Genomic DNA, 16,275 nt, shown 5'->3' with positions numbered 1-16,275 from the left:
CTAACTATATTATACCATATCTTAAGGAGGAAGTCACCAAAAATTTATGTCGAGAGCCCTGTTATTTCGGGCCTTAGACATTATACAAACGACTATATTTTAAGTCATTTAAGGAGGGGAAATCATGAAAAAATTATTACTTTTTCTGGCACTGATTTTAATGCTAGTTTTTTCTTTTCAGACTGTATATGCTCAAGCTAAAAATGAAAATATTGAGGAAGTCGAGATTAATGAATATCAGGGAGAAAAGTTGGGTGCAATTGAGGATTTCAGAGAAAATTCGATTAAAGGAATTCAGGAAATAGACATTGATGAATACCGACTGCTAATTGATGGTCTAGTAGCTGAAGATAAAGAATACAGCTACTCAGAGTTACAGGAAAAAAATCATATTAAAAAATTAGTTACTTTAAATTGTGTAACCGGCTGGTCAGTTAAGGCTCTCTGGGAGGGGATACCATTAGTTGAAATATTAGATGAATTAAATATTAGTGAGGAAGCTAATACACTTATCTTTTATGCTCCAGATGGATACAGTACCTCATTACCAATCAGTTATATTCAGGAAAACAATATTATAATTGCAGATAAAGTAAATGATGTGCAGTTGCCGCCAAGACAGGGGTTCCCTTTTCAATTAGTAGCAGAACAAAAATATGGTTATAAATGGATAAGATGGATTGAGAGAATTGAAATATCAAGTAATTCTGATTATGAGGGATACTGGGAATCACGAGGCTACAGCAATTCTGCTGAAATTGAATAATTTAACTTTCAGATCCGGGAAACTACAATTTCCCGGATTTTTTTCTTCTTAAGTAATTTATGGTATAATATAATTGCTTAATAGGAGTTGATTAAATGCAAGCTAAAAAAGTAAAATTAATATATAATCCGGCAGCTGGAGATAAATCTTTTAATTCTTATTTAGATAAGTTTTTAAAACAGTTTCAGTCTGCTGGATTTAAAGTAGATATTTATAGAAGTATGGAGCCAGGTGATTTTGCAGCCGGCCTTGAAAATATTGATCAAAGTTTCGAGGCTGTAGTTATTGCAGGAGGAGATGGTTCTGCCAGTGAAATAGTTGATTTACTGCAGAAAAAAAATATTGACCTTCCTCTGGGAATAATTCCAGCTGGAACTGCTAATGATTTCGCTACTTTTCTCGGGATGACTAAAAATATTGAAAATAGTGTTAAAAGAATTTTAGATTGGAATATCAAAGAAATTGATATTGGGAGAGTTAATGACAGATATTTTTTAAATGTCTGTGTGGGAGGTATTATCTCACAGATAGCTCATGGAACAGAAACAGAAATGAAAAATCGTCTGGGCAAAGTAGCCTACTATCTGCAGGGTTTAAAAGAACTGCCAAATATTAAAGCAATGGAATTAGAAATTGAGACCTCTCAAAAAGTTATAGAAGGTGATTTTTTAGGTTTTTTTATTTTTAACAGTAAAGATGCTGGAGGTTTTAAAAATATTGCCAGGCTGGCTTCTATTGATGATGGCTTATTTGATCTGCTGGCAGTTAAAACAGGAAATATTTTAAAGCTAAGTTCTGCAGCTGCAGACTTATTTAACGGAAAAGAAATAAAAAATGAAAACTTAATTTATCTGCAGGATAGTTATTTTAAGATTACTATAAAAAATGATAAAATGGAACAACATTGCGATATTGATGGAGAAAAAGGACCGGCTTTTCCCCTGGAAATAGAGCTGATACCATCAGCTCAAAAAGTTTTTACGGCTTAATCATAATTAATGCAGGAAAAGTGACTAAAATCTCTAATTATATATTAAGCTAATAATTTTACCCTGCTGCCAGGTAAGAGCCTCTCTGAAAGTGCGGAGGGGTTTTTACCATTTAATTTACTTATAATGATTGTATAACAAAGGAGAACTAATAATGAGCAAAAAAATTTTATTAATATTTTTATTAACAATTTTATTTTTTTCAGCTGCTGTTCAGGCAGAAAAGGAAATTGAGTTCTGGACTATTAATTTAAGTCCTCAGTTTGATGACTACTTTTTAAAAAAAATAGAAGAATTTGAGAATGAAAACCCGGAAATAAAAATCAATTGGGAGGATATTAATTTTTCCAGTATTAATCAACAGCTGCGATATCGGATAGCAGAGGGAAATATACCAGAAGTGGTTAATCTTTCTCCCCAATTAATGGCTTCTTTACTGGAAGAGGAATTATTATTTCCAATTTCAAGTTTAGAAAAAGATTTCAGTCAGTACTATTATCCTCTTTTCTGGGAAAATGGTTATTATAAAGGTGATTTTTTTGCTTTTCCCTGGTATGTAAGTTCAAAATTGATGGCTTTTAATCAGGAAATTTTCAAAATAGCAGGAGTAAATCCTCAAAATATTCCTAAATCGCGGGAAGAGTTTTTCAATTTAGCAGAAAAAATAACTGCTGCAACTGGTGTATACGCGATAATGCCCCAGATAAAAATCCAACATGAGTTTATAGAAGCTGGAATAAAATTATTTGAAAATGAAGACCAACGGAATAAAGCCGCTTTTAATACAGAAAAAGCAGAGGCAATTATCAAGAGATATCAAAATCTGGCAGAAAAAGGGGTAATCCCAAAAGACACACTTAGTTCTGGATTTAATATTGCTCTGGAGCGCTATAAAAAAAATGACCTGGCAATTTTATTGACTGCACCTCAATTTTTAAAAGAAATTGGGAATGAGTCTGATTATTTAAAAGATGTAACAGCTTTATCTATTATCCCAACTGCTGAAGAAGGAGTAATAAATGCTGCTTTAATGAATCTAGTGATTCCTAAAGGAGCCAGCCATAAAACTGAGGCGGCAGAATTTGCGCACTTTATTACTTCTGCTGAGGCCCAGGCTGAATTTTCCGACAGAGCTTCTGTTTTACCTTCAGCAGTTATCTCAGAGAAAGAAAATAATATTGAAAAAAAAGATATAATAACTAAAACAGACCAGACAAAATCATTAGAAACCGAGGCCCAGAAGATTTTGCGGTCCCAACTTTCCCGAAACAAGGATCTAACCCTAATCCATCCTCAGGCTGACAGATTGATTAGAGTCATGGATGAACAGTTTGCCAGAGCCTTTGCAGGTAAAATATCTGCCAGTGAGGCTTTAAATATTATGGAAGAAAAGTGGAATCAGATTTTAGCAGAGGAGATAAATAATGATTAAAAAACTAAACTTATTTATTTTACTGATTTTTTTAATAATGTTTTTTTATTCTATCAGTACGGCAAGTACGGCAGCTTATTATCAGCCTGATAATTACCGTAAATCATTGTTGGAGATTAGAGATGTCGAAAGATCTTTAAATGAATTAAACAATAATTTGCTTAAGGCTAAGTCAGAATTTAAAATTATTCCGGAATCTGATATTGAAACTAGACTGGAAAAATTAAATAATTTATATCAAAAACAGCTCCAAGCTTATCAGAATAAGGAAGATCAACAGGTGGTTGATTTAGCCAAAAAAATCATTAATAGTTCAAATCAAATAAAATTAAAGACTATTGAGTCAAAACCCGCACAGATGAGAGGCTTTTGGCTTGACAGTGGTACTTATGCAAAAATGGGTGGCAGAGCGGGGGTTCAAAATTTTTTAGACAGAGCGGCAGCATCCGAGTTTAATGTGATTTTTCCAGAAACTTTTTATAAAGGTCTATCAATTATTCCTGATAATAATTTATTTACTCAGGATCCACGCTTTAGCAGTTGGGAAGGTGATCCCTTAGAAATTTTGGTAGAAGAAGCTAAAAAGAGAAATATGGAGGTACATCCCTGGGTCTGGGTCTTTAATGAAAATACCAGTGGTAAACCTGGTAGAATTTTAACAGAAAATCCTGATTGGGCCAACAAAAATAGAAAGGGAGAGATTGTTAGTTACCATAATTCTAGCTGGCTTTCTCCAGCACGTAATGATGTAAAGAATTTTTTACAGCGGAGATATATTTATTTAGTTCAAAACTATGATCTTGATGGTATCAATTTAGATTATATTCGTTTCCCCGAAGAATACAGAGGAAGTTTTGGTTATGATCAGGCAACTGTGGATAAATTTAAAGAAGAATATAATCTGGATCCATTTGAAATTGAAAGTGGGAGTTCTAATTTTGCTCTTTGGAATAAATATCGAGAAAATTTAATTACAGAGATGGTTAAAGAAACATCAGAAAAGCTAAAAGAGATTGATCCTGAACTATTAATTTCGGCAGATGTAATTCCAGGCAGGGAAGAAGCTCGCTTCCGGGCACTACAGAATTGGTCACTATGGCTTGAAAATGGTTATTTAGATTTTGTTTTACCGATGACCTATACAGAAAATTTATTTTCTGAGCTGAGCAGCTGGATTAAGGAAGATCGTCAGCTAATTTCTAAACCATTATATGCCGGAATTTCTGTGTTTAAGCTAACTTCAGATCAGGTAATTCAACAGATAGAAGAAATAAATCAAATTAATCCGAATGGACTTTCTTTATTTGCAGCAGCTCATCTAACAGAAAAAGATTTTCAGGAACTTGCTCAGGGAGTTTTTTCCACTCCAGCAGTACTTCCACATCGGGATAAAGAAAAATCATTAAAAGAAATTCAGGATTTTATTTTAAAAAGATTAAAGATTATCAAAGAGTCAGGAAAAATTGAAAATACAGATTTAATAAAGATTAGAAGTTATTTGAGCCGAATTATAGAAAACAAATCAAAAGGTGAGTTGAATTTTAATAGTTTTATCAAAAATAATAATTTAAATCTTTCAACTGAAGCAGAAAAAGTACTTAAGGCTGATTTTAATTATCTACAGGCAATTTTAAGACTTTATTAAATTACCATAATTTATGAGTAGAGGTGATAAATATGAAAAGTTCTTTTACAGTTGGACATTTATTCGGCATACCGGTTAAAATACATGTTAGTTTATTGATAATCCTGCCTTTTTTTGCCTGGGCTTTTGGCAGCAACATTATTTATCTGACTGAGAATACTGATATTGCCAGGCGGCAGCTGCTTTTAAATCCCTATCTACTTGGTTTTATTATGGCTGTTATACTTTTTATCAGTATTTTACTTCACGAACTGGCTCATTCGCTTGTAGCCAGAACAAAGGATGTAGAAACTACTGATATTACTCTGATGTTATTTGGGGGACTGGCTAATATCGAAGAAATTTCTAAAGATCCAAAAGATGAGATGAAAATTGCTGCCAGTGGACCTTTAACCAGTCTGGCAATTGGTGTAATTTCTTATTTTGTAGGAACTTTTGCTCCCAATTTTATTCTAGAGGATCTTCGTTTAGTAATTGTATATACTGGACAGTTAAATATTTTTCTGGCTATTTTCAATCTTTTGCCGGCTTTCCCTTCAGATGGCGGGCGTATTTTAAGAGCTTTGATTGCTCAGAGAACTTCTTTTAGAAGAGCTACTGAAATTGCTTCCAGGGTTGGTAAAGTTTTTGCCTGGGTTTTTGGAATCTTCGGTTTTATTAGTGGTAACTTTCTGTTAGTATTTATTGCTTTCTTTATTTACATCGGTGCTTCTCAGGAACATCAATTTAGTAATATAAAATCTGCTCTTTCTAATCTAAAAGTTAAAGATCTAATGACCAGAGAGGTTAAAACTGTACCGGCAAATATGAGTGTTCACCGTTTAATAGAAAAAATGTTTAATGACAAACACTCTGGATTTCCGGTGTTCAGGGATGACAAGGTTGTGGGGATAGTAACTATGGAAGATGCTCAAAAGATTCCTCAGGATGAGTACAGTAATACCCCCGTACAGGCTATAATGAATCAGGAGATTCACAGTGTCAAAGCAGATGATGAATTATATGAAGCCTTTAAACTTCTTTTTCAAAAAGATATCGGGCGGCTTTTAGTCATGGAAGATAATGAACTTAAAGGAATTATTACTCGCTCAGATGTAATGACAGGTATCAGAGTCAGGGAATTAGAAAATATTAATGGAGCAGAAGCTGAGTAAACTGAGAAAAGAAGGTGAAATCAATGTCCTATCTTAAATCATATTTAATTACAATTGTTGTCTTTTTTGTTATTGATCTTGTCTGGCTGGGGGCAGTAGCTAAAAACTTATACAGAGAGCAGCTTGGATTTTTACTCAAAGATAATTATAATGCTACAGCAGCTGCAATTTTTTATTTGTTTTTTGTGGCAGGAATACTCTTTTTTGTAATTAACAGAGCAGTAGAATTATCCAGCTGGAAGTATGCTTTATTTGCAGGTACATTTTTCGGTTTTATCACCTATTCCACTTATGATATGACTAATCTGGCAACGATTAAAGACTGGCCGGTGATGATAACTGTAATTGACATTCTCTGGGGAAGTTTTTTATGTGCTGCAACTTCATTAATCAGTTATCTGTTAATTAATTATTTTAAGGTTTAAATTCTTAGATTTTGCTAAAATTTAGGGAAGTCCTCTTATTTCTAATAAATATCATCATTTGTTTTAAAAATTCATATTTCCTTCATAATTAACTCCTATAATTAAGATAGAGGTTAAGAAAAGCAAGGCAAAATTATTAAGGAGTGGATGAGATATGAAAAAAATATTAGCTATCTTTTTGGTTCTGACTTTTGTATTGACAGTGTTTACAGGTGGAATTTTTGCTCATGGTTTACAGTCAAGAGTAGGGGGAGCAAACAACCAATCACGTTATCATATGGGTGAGAGAAGTTCTGGTATTGGTTATAATAGAGCAGAATTAAGTGAGGAACAAATTAATGAGATTGCAGATTTAAGGGATGAATTTTATAATGAAACTGAGGAATTAAGAGCTCAACTCAGAGATTTAAATCGCGAATTAAGGGACTTAGAATTCCGGGGTGCAACTAATGCAGAGATCGGAGAAGTTGAAGATAATCTAGAAGAAGTTTTAATCCAGATGGATGAAAAAAGGATTGAGAATCAGAAAAAAATGGAATCGATTTTAACCGAAGAACAGCTTAATTTAATTGTAGAAAATCGTGGGAATTATGAAGACCGTCCTCAGAGACGCTTTAATAATTACTTTGATCACGGTATGGGCATGATGGGCAGAGGCTTTTCTGGCAGCAGAAATAATAATTTTGGCTATGGCATGATGGGCAGAAATTATAACTTTAAAGATTTAGGTTATGGTTTTGGCTTCTGTCACTAAATTTAATAAATCATAGATATGAATGGATAAAAAAGGTCGGAAAAATCCGGTCTTTTATAATTGTATTTGAAAAAGATGTTAATTTATAATAAAATATAGACAGTCTTGAGTTAAGACCGGTTAAATCCGGTCTTTTATTTTTCTATTAAAATAAATATTATATCAAAATATTCCTAATTGAAGAACATTAAATTAAAAGCAGGAATAATTATTGTTATAGAGAATATTTGTATTATAGTCTTTAGTTTTTTACATATTTGATGGAGGAGTGAAAAAATGATTTGGAGAGACGAGTACAAAATTGGAGTAGAATTGGTTGATAAGCAGCATCAGGAACTTTTTAAACGTCTCGGTAACTTTATACAGACAGTAAGAAGTGACAAAGAAGAATCCGTGAAGAAAAAAGAAGTGGAAAAAACTTTAAACTTTATGGGGGAATATGTTGCAACTCATTTCGATGCTGAGGAAGCACTGCAGAAAAAATATAATTATCCTGGCTTTGAAAACCATCATCAGATTCATGAGGAATTTAAGGCAGAAGTTGCAGAATTTCAGCAGGAATACCGGGAAAATAAATTTGATGAAGATTTTGTTATGGAATTTAGTGGTCGACTTTTGACCTGGTTAATTAATCATGTTGCTTCAACCGATCAGGATATAGGAGAACACATAAATTCTGTAATAGAAAACGAGGAGGAAACAAAGTAATGGATGTAAAAAATTTAAATCCAATAATTGCAGCAACCGATTCAGTTTTTCAAACTATGCTTTCAGTTAAACCAGAAAAGGGAAAAGTTTCAATTCAGGAGGATCTGGTAACTGATAAAGAAGCAAATGTAATTATTGGAATGACAGGAGATATAAAAGGATCTATTGTATATAGTTTTTCAAAAGATATGGCTTTAAAGGTAGTGGAGGCTATGTCCGGAATGGAAATGAAGGAACTCGATAAGTTTGTTACTTCTGCAATGGGAGAACTTGGTAACATTATTAGCGGTAAAGCCACAACTGGCCTGGCTGAACAGGATTTATTCTGTGATATCGCTCCCCCTCAGATCGTAACTGGAAAAAATATAAATATTACTTCGGAAGCAGATAAGGTATTAATGGTTAAATTTAATACTGAGTTAGGAGAATTTGATGTTGGCTTTTCAATTAAGTAGTAGTTAAGGCTCCTGAGGGAGCTTTTTTACTTTAGGCAGGATAATTTTTTTTGCTATAGAATAATATATATAACAGTTATTATAAAAATACAATTCTTAAATAGATGGAGGTAGAAAATATGGAAGATATTTATCAATATAATAAATATAAATTTTTAGAAAAATTATATACCCCGATTGGAATTTTTCTGGCCGGGATTTTACTTCAGTTTTTTTATCCAGGTATTGGTATTTATCAAAAATTATTAATTTATTTAGTGTATCTTTCAGGGGTGCTTTTATTTACTTTTGATACCCTTCCAATATTAATTAGCACTTATAAAGTATGGAATAAAGAAATTATTTTAACCAATCGGACAATTGTTCTTAAAGGTGATGATCATTTAAAGACAAGAGTTGTTAATAGAAAAGATATAGAAAGGGTTATATTTAGATCTTTAAGGGGAGAGGATGTAGAAATACCTCATTATCGTAAACTTGAAGATATTGATGAGGATTTATATGAGCTTGCCGGACGCAAATTTATCATAGAATATGATACCGATGCAGCAGAAGATGAACTAACAATTTATCTGGAACTGCTGCCGGAAGAATTTATAGAAGAGTTTATTAAATGGTATCAGGCGGATATAGCTCTGAAATAAATTGTGTTGATTTTAATAAATATATTTAATAAGGCCAGTTCTTTAAAAACTGGCTTTGTTTTTTTCTGAAAATTTTAATTTATAGAACTATTAGTCTAGTTATTGACATTAATTAATAATTATTATATTGTAATATCTAGATATTACAATATATAAACTAGGGGGATTATCAATGGAAGACATCGAATCAATGTATTATCTTGAAACAAATCGGACGTTTAACTTAGTTAGAAAATATGCCTGGATTTTCACTTTAACGGTTGCTGTTGGAGGGCTCTGGTATCCTAAATTAGGACTTTCTGTACTGCCAATAATAGCTGGACTATTTTTAACATCATTTTTAAAAGGCCGCTACTGGTGTGGTAATATCTGTCCGCATGGGAGTTTGTTTGATGCAGTTTTGCTGAAATTCAGTAAAAACAGGAAGATTCCTCAATTTTTTAAATCAAAATTTTTAAGAATTACTTTTTTTCTGTTTTTTTCCTTCCAAATTGGAAGGAGATTGGTTAATGTAATTAATATTTATGGGCAGGGTCCGTTTTTAGATAAATTAGGTTTTATTTTTGTAGCCAGTTATCTAATGGTAACCGTTTTTGGTGGAATAACTTCAGTTTTTTATTCACCCAGAACCTGGTGCCAGTTCTGTCCGATGGGCAGTCTTCAGCATGTAAGTTATAAAGCTGGTAAAGCCATAGGCGTAAATAAATCCACTGATGCAAAACTAACAATAGAATCAACTGAATTATGTCCTGAATGTGGGATGTGTGCCCGAGTTTGCCCGATGCAGCTGGATCCATATTTAGAATGGAATGAAAGTGGACAGCTGGATAATGAAAAATGTATTCGCTGTAATACCTGTGTAGAAAATTGTCCAGCAGGAATTTTAGAAATAAAAAATAATTAAAATGAAGTAAGGAACATTTAAATTTAACCCTGGAGATCTTCCAGATCATAAAAGAAGGAAAGTATTTCTGCAATCACTGTATATAGTTCTTCCGGTATTTCATCCCCAATATTAAGCTCAGCCAGAACCTGAACAACATCCTTATCTTCCTTGATCGGGATGTTTTCTTCTCTGGCTTTTTTTATTATCTGTTCGGCAATGCTTCCCCTGCCGCTGGCAATGATTTTTGGGGCCTGATCAGTATTTTGATTATATTTTAGAGCAACTGTTTTTTTTGTTTTAGGGTTATCATTATTTTTGTCAACTGCCATAGCTATTACCTCATTTCCCGAATACTTTAACGATTAATTTTAATTTTATATTTTAATATCGATATGTCTATATTGTCCTTCCTCTTCCAGATCATTTAACTCACTTAAAATAATTTTATTGAAAAACTGTGTTTTTTCCTCTTTCAAATTATCAAAGTTTTTAATTCGAACACTATTTATATTAAATCCCTTACCCTGCAGAGCAGACTGAAGTCGGCCAAAATTTCTCTCAATCAAGTTTGCTGTTATAGCACTTTCTGTAAAAAAGGTAGTGTTAATACTTTTTTGATTGACATTAACCTTAGTCTGTATAGGACCAATATTTTCAAATTCTAAGATAAAAGAAATATTATATCCACTTTTGTTTGCCTGGTTTTCAGCTCCCCTGCCTTCTTCTTTTTCCACTTTTAAAAGCAAAGAAGAGAGTTTATTGTCTGGCAGTCTCACCGGGATTTCTAAAGCCAGCATCAGGGGTGTATTTTGACTCTGCTGCTGTAAGTTAACTAATTTCTGCCCCAAAAGATTATCTGCAATTTTTTCTTCATTTTCTCCACCGCTTTTATTAAAAAGAGCAAGTATCTGATCGAAAATTTTACTTTGAGCAGCTAAAGACTCTGCAATCTCTCCGGCAGAAGTGTTGAGATTAACTGCTGCTTCATTATTACTGATCAGAGGAGAATCTGCATTATTTAAATTAGCCAACACTTGATTTTTATCACTTAAATTTTCTGTAAATTGACTGATATTCTGCTGAAAATTAGCTGCTGTTTCTTTAATTAGACTTTCTGTTAGCGGCAGCTGGTTATTTTCTAAAAAGGCAAATGCCTTTAAAAGTGCTGTTTTTTCAGCACTACCTTCTATATTATTATTAGCTAAAAAATTATTTAATATCTTAACCGTATTTTTATCAAAATTCTGGCTGAGGCTGTTTAAATTATTTAGAATTAAATTTTTTATTTCCTGATCTAAATGAGCAAAGTTATTTAGAATTTGGGGATTCAGATTATTATTTTCAGTTTGAGCTGACCCCGATTGAGAAGCAAGCTCAGCTGCGGCCTGGCCGCCAGAAGTATCAGCGGTAGACTCTGGATTTATAGTTTCAGAATTAAGATTGGCAGTAGAAGCAGTAGCTTCCTGATTGATCGTTCCCTGAGTCTGCTGGCTGAAGTTATCAATGTTTATTAGAGAATTTTTAAGTTCTCCCAGATTAAGCTGTGAGAGAAGGTTGTTAAGCTGCTCCTGCGACAAAGAATTATTAGAAGTCATAAATTGTTCTAAGGTAGAACTTAAATTACCATTATTATTAAAAATAGAGCGCAGTGCATCTACCAGTTTTTCCGAAAAAGGCAGACCATTACTTTCCAAAAAAGCGAAAGCTTTTATCACAGCCATTTTATCTTCGGCAGTCAAAGCAGGATTATTGCCCAGGTACTGCAGTAAATTTGCTACAGTTTTCTCATTTAGAGGCATTTCCATTTTAGCCCAGCTATCTAAAAGCATTTTCTGGCTGTCATCTTCTAAAGAAGCCAGAAGACGAAATATTTCCGGCAAAAGTTCAGCGCTTTCACTTTTAGCCTGACTCTCATCGGTGCTAATATTATCTGTATTTAAAGCCTGTCTTAACATTCCTATATCTAATTTTCTGATCGGTGCTAGACCACTTAAATCCATAACTGTCACTCCCAGCTCATAAAAATATAATACTTACTGAATATATTTCAATAAAATTGATTGAAATCCTTTAAAATCTCATATATTATTATAACAGAGAATCAAAAACTTTTCAGAAATTGAATAGTAAATTTTCTAAAATAATAAATTGCAGTGAGTATAAATTATAAAATTAGGATAAGGAGGGAAACAATGTCTAAAAATTGTGGAAACTGCGGCTGTGGATCTCATAAAGATCAGGGATCTCACGGTAACTGCAGTAGTCAGCAAATAAATGAAGAAGATTTAGAGAAAATCTTAAAGGAAAAAAGTGAACACAATAGAAAATATACTGTTGAATATAGAATTAGTTTAAATGAGCTGGAATGTGAGGCTGATGAGTTAATAGATAGAGTTATTGCTTATACAGGAGTAGTTGATGAAGTAGAGTTTACAGAAGATGAGCTTATAATATCTTATGATGATCGTTTAATTACTCCAGCTGAAATTTCTGATTTAGTCCAATAAGAGAAAAGAGGAGATATAAATGTTAAGCCACGAAATTGATTATGAAATTATTGGTGATGATATGCAGGTAGTAGAGGTGGAATTAGATCCCGAGGAAACAGTGATTGCTGAAGCAGGAACGATGAACTGGATGGATAATGGAATATCTTTTGAGGCTAAAATGGGAGATGGAACTGAAGTAGATAAATCTATTTTAGGTAAAATATTTGGAGCCGGGAAACGAGCAATCACCGGTGAATCAATATTTATAACCCACTTTACAAATAAAGATTATGGGAAAAAGAAAATTGCTTTTGCTGCTCCTTATCCGGGTAAAATAATTGCTTTAGAACTATCAGAACTGCCTCAAAATCAATTTACCTGTCAAAAAGATGCCTTCTTATGTGCTGCACTGGGTACAAAGGTTGATATAACTCTCAATAAGCGTTTCGGAAGTGGTTTATTCGGTGGTGAAGGATTTATACTCCAAAAACTGAGTGGAGATGGTAGAGCTTTTGTTCATGCTGGAGGAACCGTCGTCAAAAAAGAGTTGAATAATGAAAAACTTAAAGTTGATACCGGCTGTCTGGTTGGATTTACAGCAGGTATTGATTACAATATCGAAAGAGCAGGTGAGTTAAAATCAATGCTTTTTGGTGGTGAAGGACTCTTTTTAGCCACTCTTGAGGGTACCGGCACAGTTTACCTGCAGAGTCTGCCATTTTCCAGACTTGCTGACAGGATTATCAAGAATGCTCCCCGGCTTTCAGGAAACCAAAAGGGAGAAGGATCTGTCTTAGGTCAGATTGGAAATATGCTGGATGGGGATAATTTTTAATCAAATTGTAATCTCTTTAACTTGCACTGCCTCCCTTAATGTTAGATAATGGGTATTAATACCTATAAAATTACTGAAAAACAAATAAGGGAGGTAATATTATGTTGACTTTAAAAGAAATTAAAGCTAACCCTGATTTTCAGCATATGATCAAAGAAGCCAATCATTATCTTTCGGAAAAAGGATATACAGAACACGGTTTTAGACATGTCAATTTTGTTTCTGAAACCACAGAAAGAATTTTAAAAGAGTTGGGTTTTGATAAGAAAACAGTTGAACTTGGTGCTATTACTGGCTATTTACACGATATTGGTAATATGTTTAATCGTAAACATCATGGTATTTCAGGTGCCAATATTGTATATACAGAACTCAGAAGAATGGATGTACCACTGGAAGATATAACTAAAATTACAACTGCAATTGCCAATCATGATGTAGAAATTGGTCAGGCAGTAAGTCCAATAACAGCTGCTTTAATTCTGGCCGATAAAAGTGATGCTCATAGAACCAGAGTTAATAAAAAGGATTCTACCTTTATCCATGATCGGGTTAATCTGGCAATTAGAGATTCGAAGATTTCTGTAAATGCAACAGAGGAAACCATAACTTTGAGTATAGATTATGATTCCTCAATCAGTCAGGTAATGGATTATTTCGAAATTTATTTACACAGAATGGAAATTTGTAAGGAAGCAGCTAAATACCTGGGCTGCAGATTTAGACTTTTAATTAATGAGCTGGAACTTTTAGGTCATGTTAACTATCAGGAAAATTAGATTTACAATAAATTTAGTAATTTAATTGAGGAAGGTAATTATGTTTTTTAAATTATTGTTGATATTTATTTTAGTACCACTGATTGAACTATATTTTTTGCTGGAGATCAGTCAATTTATCGGAGTTTTTACAACTGTAATGGTCATTGTCTTTACCGGAGCTGCTGGAGTCAGCATTGCCAAAAGACAGGGTTATCAGGTTGTTAATAACATTCGTTCTACTCTGAATGCTGGTAAAATGCCGACTGATGATTTAATTAGTGCCTTACTTATTTTAATTGGAGGAGTAACACTTTTAACACCAGGTTTTCTAACTGACATTACTGGGTTTTTACTTATTTTGCCGGGCTCCAGAGACTTAATTGGAGCGCTGGTTAAAAAATATTTTCTTAAATATGTTAAAGAAAATAAGGTAGAAGTCCATTATGGCAATCAGTTTAATCAGCATCGTAATAATCGAAATGAGAAAGATAATTATAAAGATGATTTTATTGATGTAGAAGCAGAAGAAGTAGAGGATGATGATTCAAAATAAATATTAAAATAAATAAGCAGACAAAAAGAGGAGCCAGTTTAAAACTGAGCTCCTCTTTATAATTACAATATTTAATTTAACTTATGCATTTTGATAGAGCAGACGATGTCTTAAATTAAAAACATGGGCAAAAGCATAATTTTCTTTTAACTGCATCTCATAAATCAGCTTATTTGTCATTAAGACAGATATCTTAAAAGCTGAAGCAAGATCGTTTTCAAAACTATACTCTCTATCTAAAAAATCTGCATGTTCTTTTTCGATAAAAGTTTCCAGATCATTTTTATACACAAATTTGTCTTCAAGTTCTTTTTTAAAAAAATCTGGGTGTAGATTTTGTGCGTGTTGATTTAGTTTCCATTCATGGAAAATATGAACCGTTTTCTCCCACAGTGTTCCTGGATTAAGCTCAGGATCATTATGAGCCCTGCAGAAATAATCCGCAATATAATGGAATAACTCCCCAAGTTTAACTGCAAAACTGTAAGGATTTTGATCAGGGTTCATTTCCTTTAATTCATTAAATTGTTGATAAAAAATTTCCATAGTTTCATCTTTAAAGTGACTTATTTTTCCTTCAATAAAATCTGGTTTCATACTTCCCCAGGCTAACGCCATCTTGGAAAGCCAGACATCTTGTTTGGCAAAATGATCATGAATTTTATAAGCCAGCATTTTATGTGTTCTAGTATCCAGTTTCAATACCTCCCGGTAATTATAGTCTAATTATTCTATTGTTATTAATTATAGAATATCATACTAGATATTTTTTAGCAAATGGATTTATCTTCCATTTAATTTTCTTTTCAATTTAATGTTAATTTATAAGAAATAACATAATAAAGAAGTAAAATAGTTACTAAAAATGCATTGTTATTATTTGACTTTTTGAAAAATTATGTTATTATTATAACAAATAGTGTTATATATTTCACAAGTTAATTATTATTAATTAAGGAGGCAAATTTATGAGAGAAAAATTTTATCAATTGATTGGTGTACTATTTGTACTGTTTGTAGTTGTAACTATGAGCTACACTGCAGCAGCAGAAACTAGAGTTTTAGAAGGTGTTGCCAAAGGTTTTGGTGGCAGGGTTACTGTAGAAGTTGAAGTAGAAGATGATACCATTATTTCTATTAAGGCCTTTGGTGACAAAGAAACTGACGGGATAGGAACACCGGCTTTAGAAAAAATACCGAACAGAATAGTTGAGGCTAATTCAACTGATGTTGATTTAATTTCTGGGGCAACTTATACAAGTGAAGCAGTTATTTATGCTGTGAATAATGCCTTGGATCCAGAGGAATATCCCGCTCCGGATTTTGATGAAGACAAAAAAGAAAGTCAGAGTGTAGAAGTGTCAGAACTGTATCAGGGTTTTGGTTTAGTTAACAATGGTCGTATCGGCCCCGGAAAAGATGATACAGGCACCCAGGTTTACAGTTTTAATGAAGTTTATGCAAATGTATTATTTGATGAAGAAGGTAAGATTGTATTTATGCATATTGATGAGTTAGAAGTAGCAACTCCCAACTATGATGGTGAAGCAATGCCACATTTAAGCGGTTTTCCGGGACAGGGAGGATATAATATAGATGAAGACCATGATCAGGAAGTAGAAGGTAAAACACCTGATACAAACGAATATTTTCTTTCTGAAATTGAAAAATGGAAAACTAAAAGAGAACGTGGAGAAGATTATGTAATGAGCTCACTTGGTACCTGGGCAGACCAGATGGACGCTTACGAAGAATTATTTGTCGGAATGACTGTTGAGG

The 16,275-nt window shown here is 33.1% G+C and carries 19 protein-coding genes; 16 read left to right on the top strand and 3 right to left on the bottom strand.

The genetic code is table 11. From position 1 onward, the window contains the following. Nucleotides 1–124 precede the first annotated feature (124 nt). From C7958_RS06865 to C7958_RS06815, 11 genes are all read left to right on the top strand, one after another. Entirely contained in the window at nucleotides 125–766 is a 642-nt protein-coding gene (locus C7958_RS06865) for a molybdopterin-dependent oxidoreductase (RefSeq protein ID WP_111571933.1), read from the top strand. A 95-nt stretch (nucleotides 767–861) separates the two neighbouring features. Next, a complete protein-coding gene (locus C7958_RS06860) occupies nucleotides 862–1,755 on the top strand; it encodes a diacylglycerol/lipid kinase family protein (protein WP_111571932.1) in 894 nt (297 codons plus the stop codon). Nucleotides 1,756–1,909: 154 nt separating this feature from the next. After that, the gene (locus tag C7958_RS06855; protein ID WP_111571931.1) at nucleotides 1,910–3,187 is read left to right on the top strand and encodes an ABC transporter substrate-binding protein; all 1,278 of its coding nucleotides are present in this window, start codon (nucleotides 1,910–1,912) and stop codon (nucleotides 3,185–3,187) included. Beyond that, a complete protein-coding gene (locus C7958_RS06850) occupies nucleotides 3,180–4,832 on the top strand; it encodes a glycoside hydrolase family 10 protein (RefSeq protein ID WP_111571930.1) in 1,653 nt (550 codons plus the stop codon). Before C7958_RS06855 ends, C7958_RS06850 begins: the two co-directional genes overlap by 8 nt. A 32-nt stretch (nucleotides 4,833–4,864) precedes the next feature. After that, nucleotides 4,865–5,986 carry a site-2 protease family protein gene (locus C7958_RS06845; RefSeq protein ID WP_111571929.1) on the top strand — a complete coding sequence of 374 codons (1,122 nt, stop codon included), beginning with the start codon at nucleotides 4,865–4,867 and terminating at the stop codon, nucleotides 5,984–5,986. A gap of 23 nt (nucleotides 5,987–6,009) precedes the next feature. Continuing rightward, on the top strand, nucleotides 6,010–6,411 hold the full coding sequence (locus C7958_RS06840; RefSeq protein ID WP_111571928.1) for a DUF2177 family protein: 402 nt from the start codon (nucleotides 6,010–6,012) through the stop codon (nucleotides 6,409–6,411). A gap of 154 nt (nucleotides 6,412–6,565) precedes the next feature. Then, nucleotides 6,566–7,165 (top strand): Spy/CpxP family protein refolding chaperone, encoded by a 600-nt coding sequence (locus C7958_RS06835; protein WP_111571927.1) that lies wholly within the window; start codon nucleotides 6,566–6,568, stop codon nucleotides 7,163–7,165. Between the two features lie 276 nt (nucleotides 7,166–7,441). After that, nucleotides 7,442–7,873, top strand: coding sequence for a bacteriohemerythrin (locus C7958_RS06830; RefSeq protein WP_111571926.1), 432 nt, complete (start codon nucleotides 7,442–7,444; stop codon nucleotides 7,871–7,873). Next, entirely contained in the window at nucleotides 7,873–8,328 is a 456-nt protein-coding gene (locus C7958_RS06825) for a chemotaxis protein CheX (RefSeq protein WP_111571925.1), read from the top strand. The genes C7958_RS06830 and C7958_RS06825 overlap by 1 nt, the downstream gene beginning before the upstream one ends. Before the next feature lie 119 nt (nucleotides 8,329–8,447). Continuing rightward, on the top strand, nucleotides 8,448–8,972 hold the full coding sequence (locus C7958_RS06820; RefSeq protein ID WP_111571924.1) for a hypothetical protein: 525 nt from the start codon (nucleotides 8,448–8,450) through the stop codon (nucleotides 8,970–8,972). A 172-nt stretch (nucleotides 8,973–9,144) separates the two neighbouring features. After that, a complete protein-coding gene (locus tag C7958_RS06815) occupies nucleotides 9,145–9,876 on the top strand; it encodes a 4Fe-4S binding protein (protein ID WP_111571923.1) in 732 nt (243 codons plus the stop codon). Nucleotides 9,877–9,899: 23 nt separating this feature from the next. Here C7958_RS06815 and C7958_RS06810 read toward each other — a convergent pair whose 3' ends face one another. Together C7958_RS06810 and fliK are read right to left on the bottom strand one after the other, a co-directional pair. Then, on the bottom strand, nucleotides 9,900–10,187 hold the full coding sequence (locus C7958_RS06810; RefSeq protein ID WP_111571922.1) for an EscU/YscU/HrcU family type III secretion system export apparatus switch protein: 288 nt from the start codon (nucleotides 10,185–10,187) through the stop codon (nucleotides 9,900–9,902). 45 nt (nucleotides 10,188–10,232) lie between these two features. Then, nucleotides 10,233–11,858, bottom strand: coding sequence for a flagellar hook-length control protein FliK (fliK, locus tag C7958_RS06805; RefSeq protein ID WP_111571921.1), 1,626 nt, complete (start codon nucleotides 11,856–11,858; stop codon nucleotides 10,233–10,235). 192 nt (nucleotides 11,859–12,050) lie between these two features. On the opposite strand from fliK, the gene C7958_RS06800 reads away from it, so the two are divergent. From C7958_RS06800 to C7958_RS06785, 4 genes are all read left to right on the top strand, one after another. Further along, entirely contained in the window at nucleotides 12,051–12,365 is a 315-nt protein-coding gene (locus C7958_RS06800) for a hypothetical protein (protein ID WP_111571920.1), read from the top strand. A gap of 19 nt (nucleotides 12,366–12,384) precedes the next feature. After that, entirely contained in the window at nucleotides 12,385–13,182 is a 798-nt protein-coding gene (locus C7958_RS06795; RefSeq protein WP_111571919.1) for a TIGR00266 family protein, read from the top strand. Between the two features lie 101 nt (nucleotides 13,183–13,283). Beyond that, entirely contained in the window at nucleotides 13,284–13,961 is a 678-nt protein-coding gene (locus C7958_RS06790) for an HDIG domain-containing metalloprotein (RefSeq protein ID WP_111571918.1), read from the top strand. Nucleotides 13,962–14,001: 40 nt separating this feature from the next. Beyond that, nucleotides 14,002–14,496 carry an FxsA family protein gene (locus C7958_RS06785; protein ID WP_111571917.1) on the top strand — a complete coding sequence of 165 codons (495 nt, stop codon included), beginning with the start codon at nucleotides 14,002–14,004 and terminating at the stop codon, nucleotides 14,494–14,496. An 81-nt stretch (nucleotides 14,497–14,577) separates the two neighbouring features. Here the strand turns inward: C7958_RS06785 and C7958_RS06780 are convergent, their stop codons facing one another. Further along, nucleotides 14,578–15,198, bottom strand: coding sequence for a zinc dependent phospholipase C family protein (locus tag C7958_RS06780; protein WP_243834282.1), 621 nt, complete (start codon nucleotides 15,196–15,198; stop codon nucleotides 14,578–14,580). A 266-nt stretch (nucleotides 15,199–15,464) separates the two neighbouring features. On the opposite strand from C7958_RS06780, the gene C7958_RS06775 reads away from it, so the two are divergent. Further along, nucleotides 15,465–16,275: FMN-binding protein (locus C7958_RS06775; protein ID WP_146608771.1), on the top strand; the 811-nt coding region annotated here is incomplete at its 3' end.

Source organism: Halanaerobium saccharolyticum (genome assembly GCF_003259895.1).
Taxonomy (GTDB): domain Bacteria; phylum Bacillota; class Halanaerobiia; order Halanaerobiales; family Halanaerobiaceae; genus Halanaerobium; species Halanaerobium saccharolyticum_A.
This window is presented reverse-complemented; position numbering and strand designations above follow the sequence as displayed.

What these genes read in the sequence shown, in the direction of transcription:
- C7958_RS06840 (WP_111571928.1), top strand. Translation starts at nt 6,010, where the DNA reads ATGTCCTATCTTAAATCATATTTAATTACAATTGTTGTCTTTTTTGTT.
- C7958_RS06835 (WP_111571927.1), top strand. Translation starts at nt 6,566, where the DNA reads ATGAAAAAAATATTAGCTATCTTTTTGGTTCTGACTTTTGTATTGACA.
- fliK (WP_111571921.1), bottom strand. Translation starts at nt 11,858, where the DNA reads ATGGATTTAAGTGGTCTAGCACCGATCAGAAAATTAGATATAGGAATG.
- C7958_RS06800 (WP_111571920.1), top strand. Translation starts at nt 12,051, where the DNA reads ATGTCTAAAAATTGTGGAAACTGCGGCTGTGGATCTCATAAAGATCAG.
- C7958_RS06810 (WP_111571922.1), bottom strand. Translation starts at nt 10,187, where the DNA reads ATGGCAGTTGACAAAAATAATGATAACCCTAAAACAAAAAAAACAGTT.
- C7958_RS06790 (WP_111571918.1), top strand. Translation starts at nt 13,284, where the DNA reads ATGTTGACTTTAAAAGAAATTAAAGCTAACCCTGATTTTCAGCATATG.
- C7958_RS06830 (WP_111571926.1), top strand. Translation starts at nt 7,442, where the DNA reads ATGATTTGGAGAGACGAGTACAAAATTGGAGTAGAATTGGTTGATAAG.
- C7958_RS06850 (WP_111571930.1), top strand. Translation starts at nt 3,180, where the DNA reads ATGATTAAAAAACTAAACTTATTTATTTTACTGATTTTTTTAATAATG.
- C7958_RS06795 (WP_111571919.1), top strand. Translation starts at nt 12,385, where the DNA reads ATGTTAAGCCACGAAATTGATTATGAAATTATTGGTGATGATATGCAG.
- C7958_RS06820 (WP_111571924.1), top strand. Translation starts at nt 8,448, where the DNA reads ATGGAAGATATTTATCAATATAATAAATATAAATTTTTAGAAAAATTA.
- C7958_RS06785 (WP_111571917.1), top strand. Translation starts at nt 14,002, where the DNA reads ATGTTTTTTAAATTATTGTTGATATTTATTTTAGTACCACTGATTGAA.
- C7958_RS06860 (WP_111571932.1), top strand. Translation starts at nt 862, where the DNA reads ATGCAAGCTAAAAAAGTAAAATTAATATATAATCCGGCAGCTGGAGAT.
- C7958_RS06855 (WP_111571931.1), top strand. Translation starts at nt 1,910, where the DNA reads ATGAGCAAAAAAATTTTATTAATATTTTTATTAACAATTTTATTTTTT.
- C7958_RS06865 (WP_111571933.1), top strand. Translation starts at nt 125, where the DNA reads ATGAAAAAATTATTACTTTTTCTGGCACTGATTTTAATGCTAGTTTTT.
- C7958_RS06845 (WP_111571929.1), top strand. Translation starts at nt 4,865, where the DNA reads ATGAAAAGTTCTTTTACAGTTGGACATTTATTCGGCATACCGGTTAAA.
- C7958_RS06825 (WP_111571925.1), top strand. Translation starts at nt 7,873, where the DNA reads ATGGATGTAAAAAATTTAAATCCAATAATTGCAGCAACCGATTCAGTT.
- C7958_RS06815 (WP_111571923.1), top strand. Translation starts at nt 9,145, where the DNA reads ATGGAAGACATCGAATCAATGTATTATCTTGAAACAAATCGGACGTTT.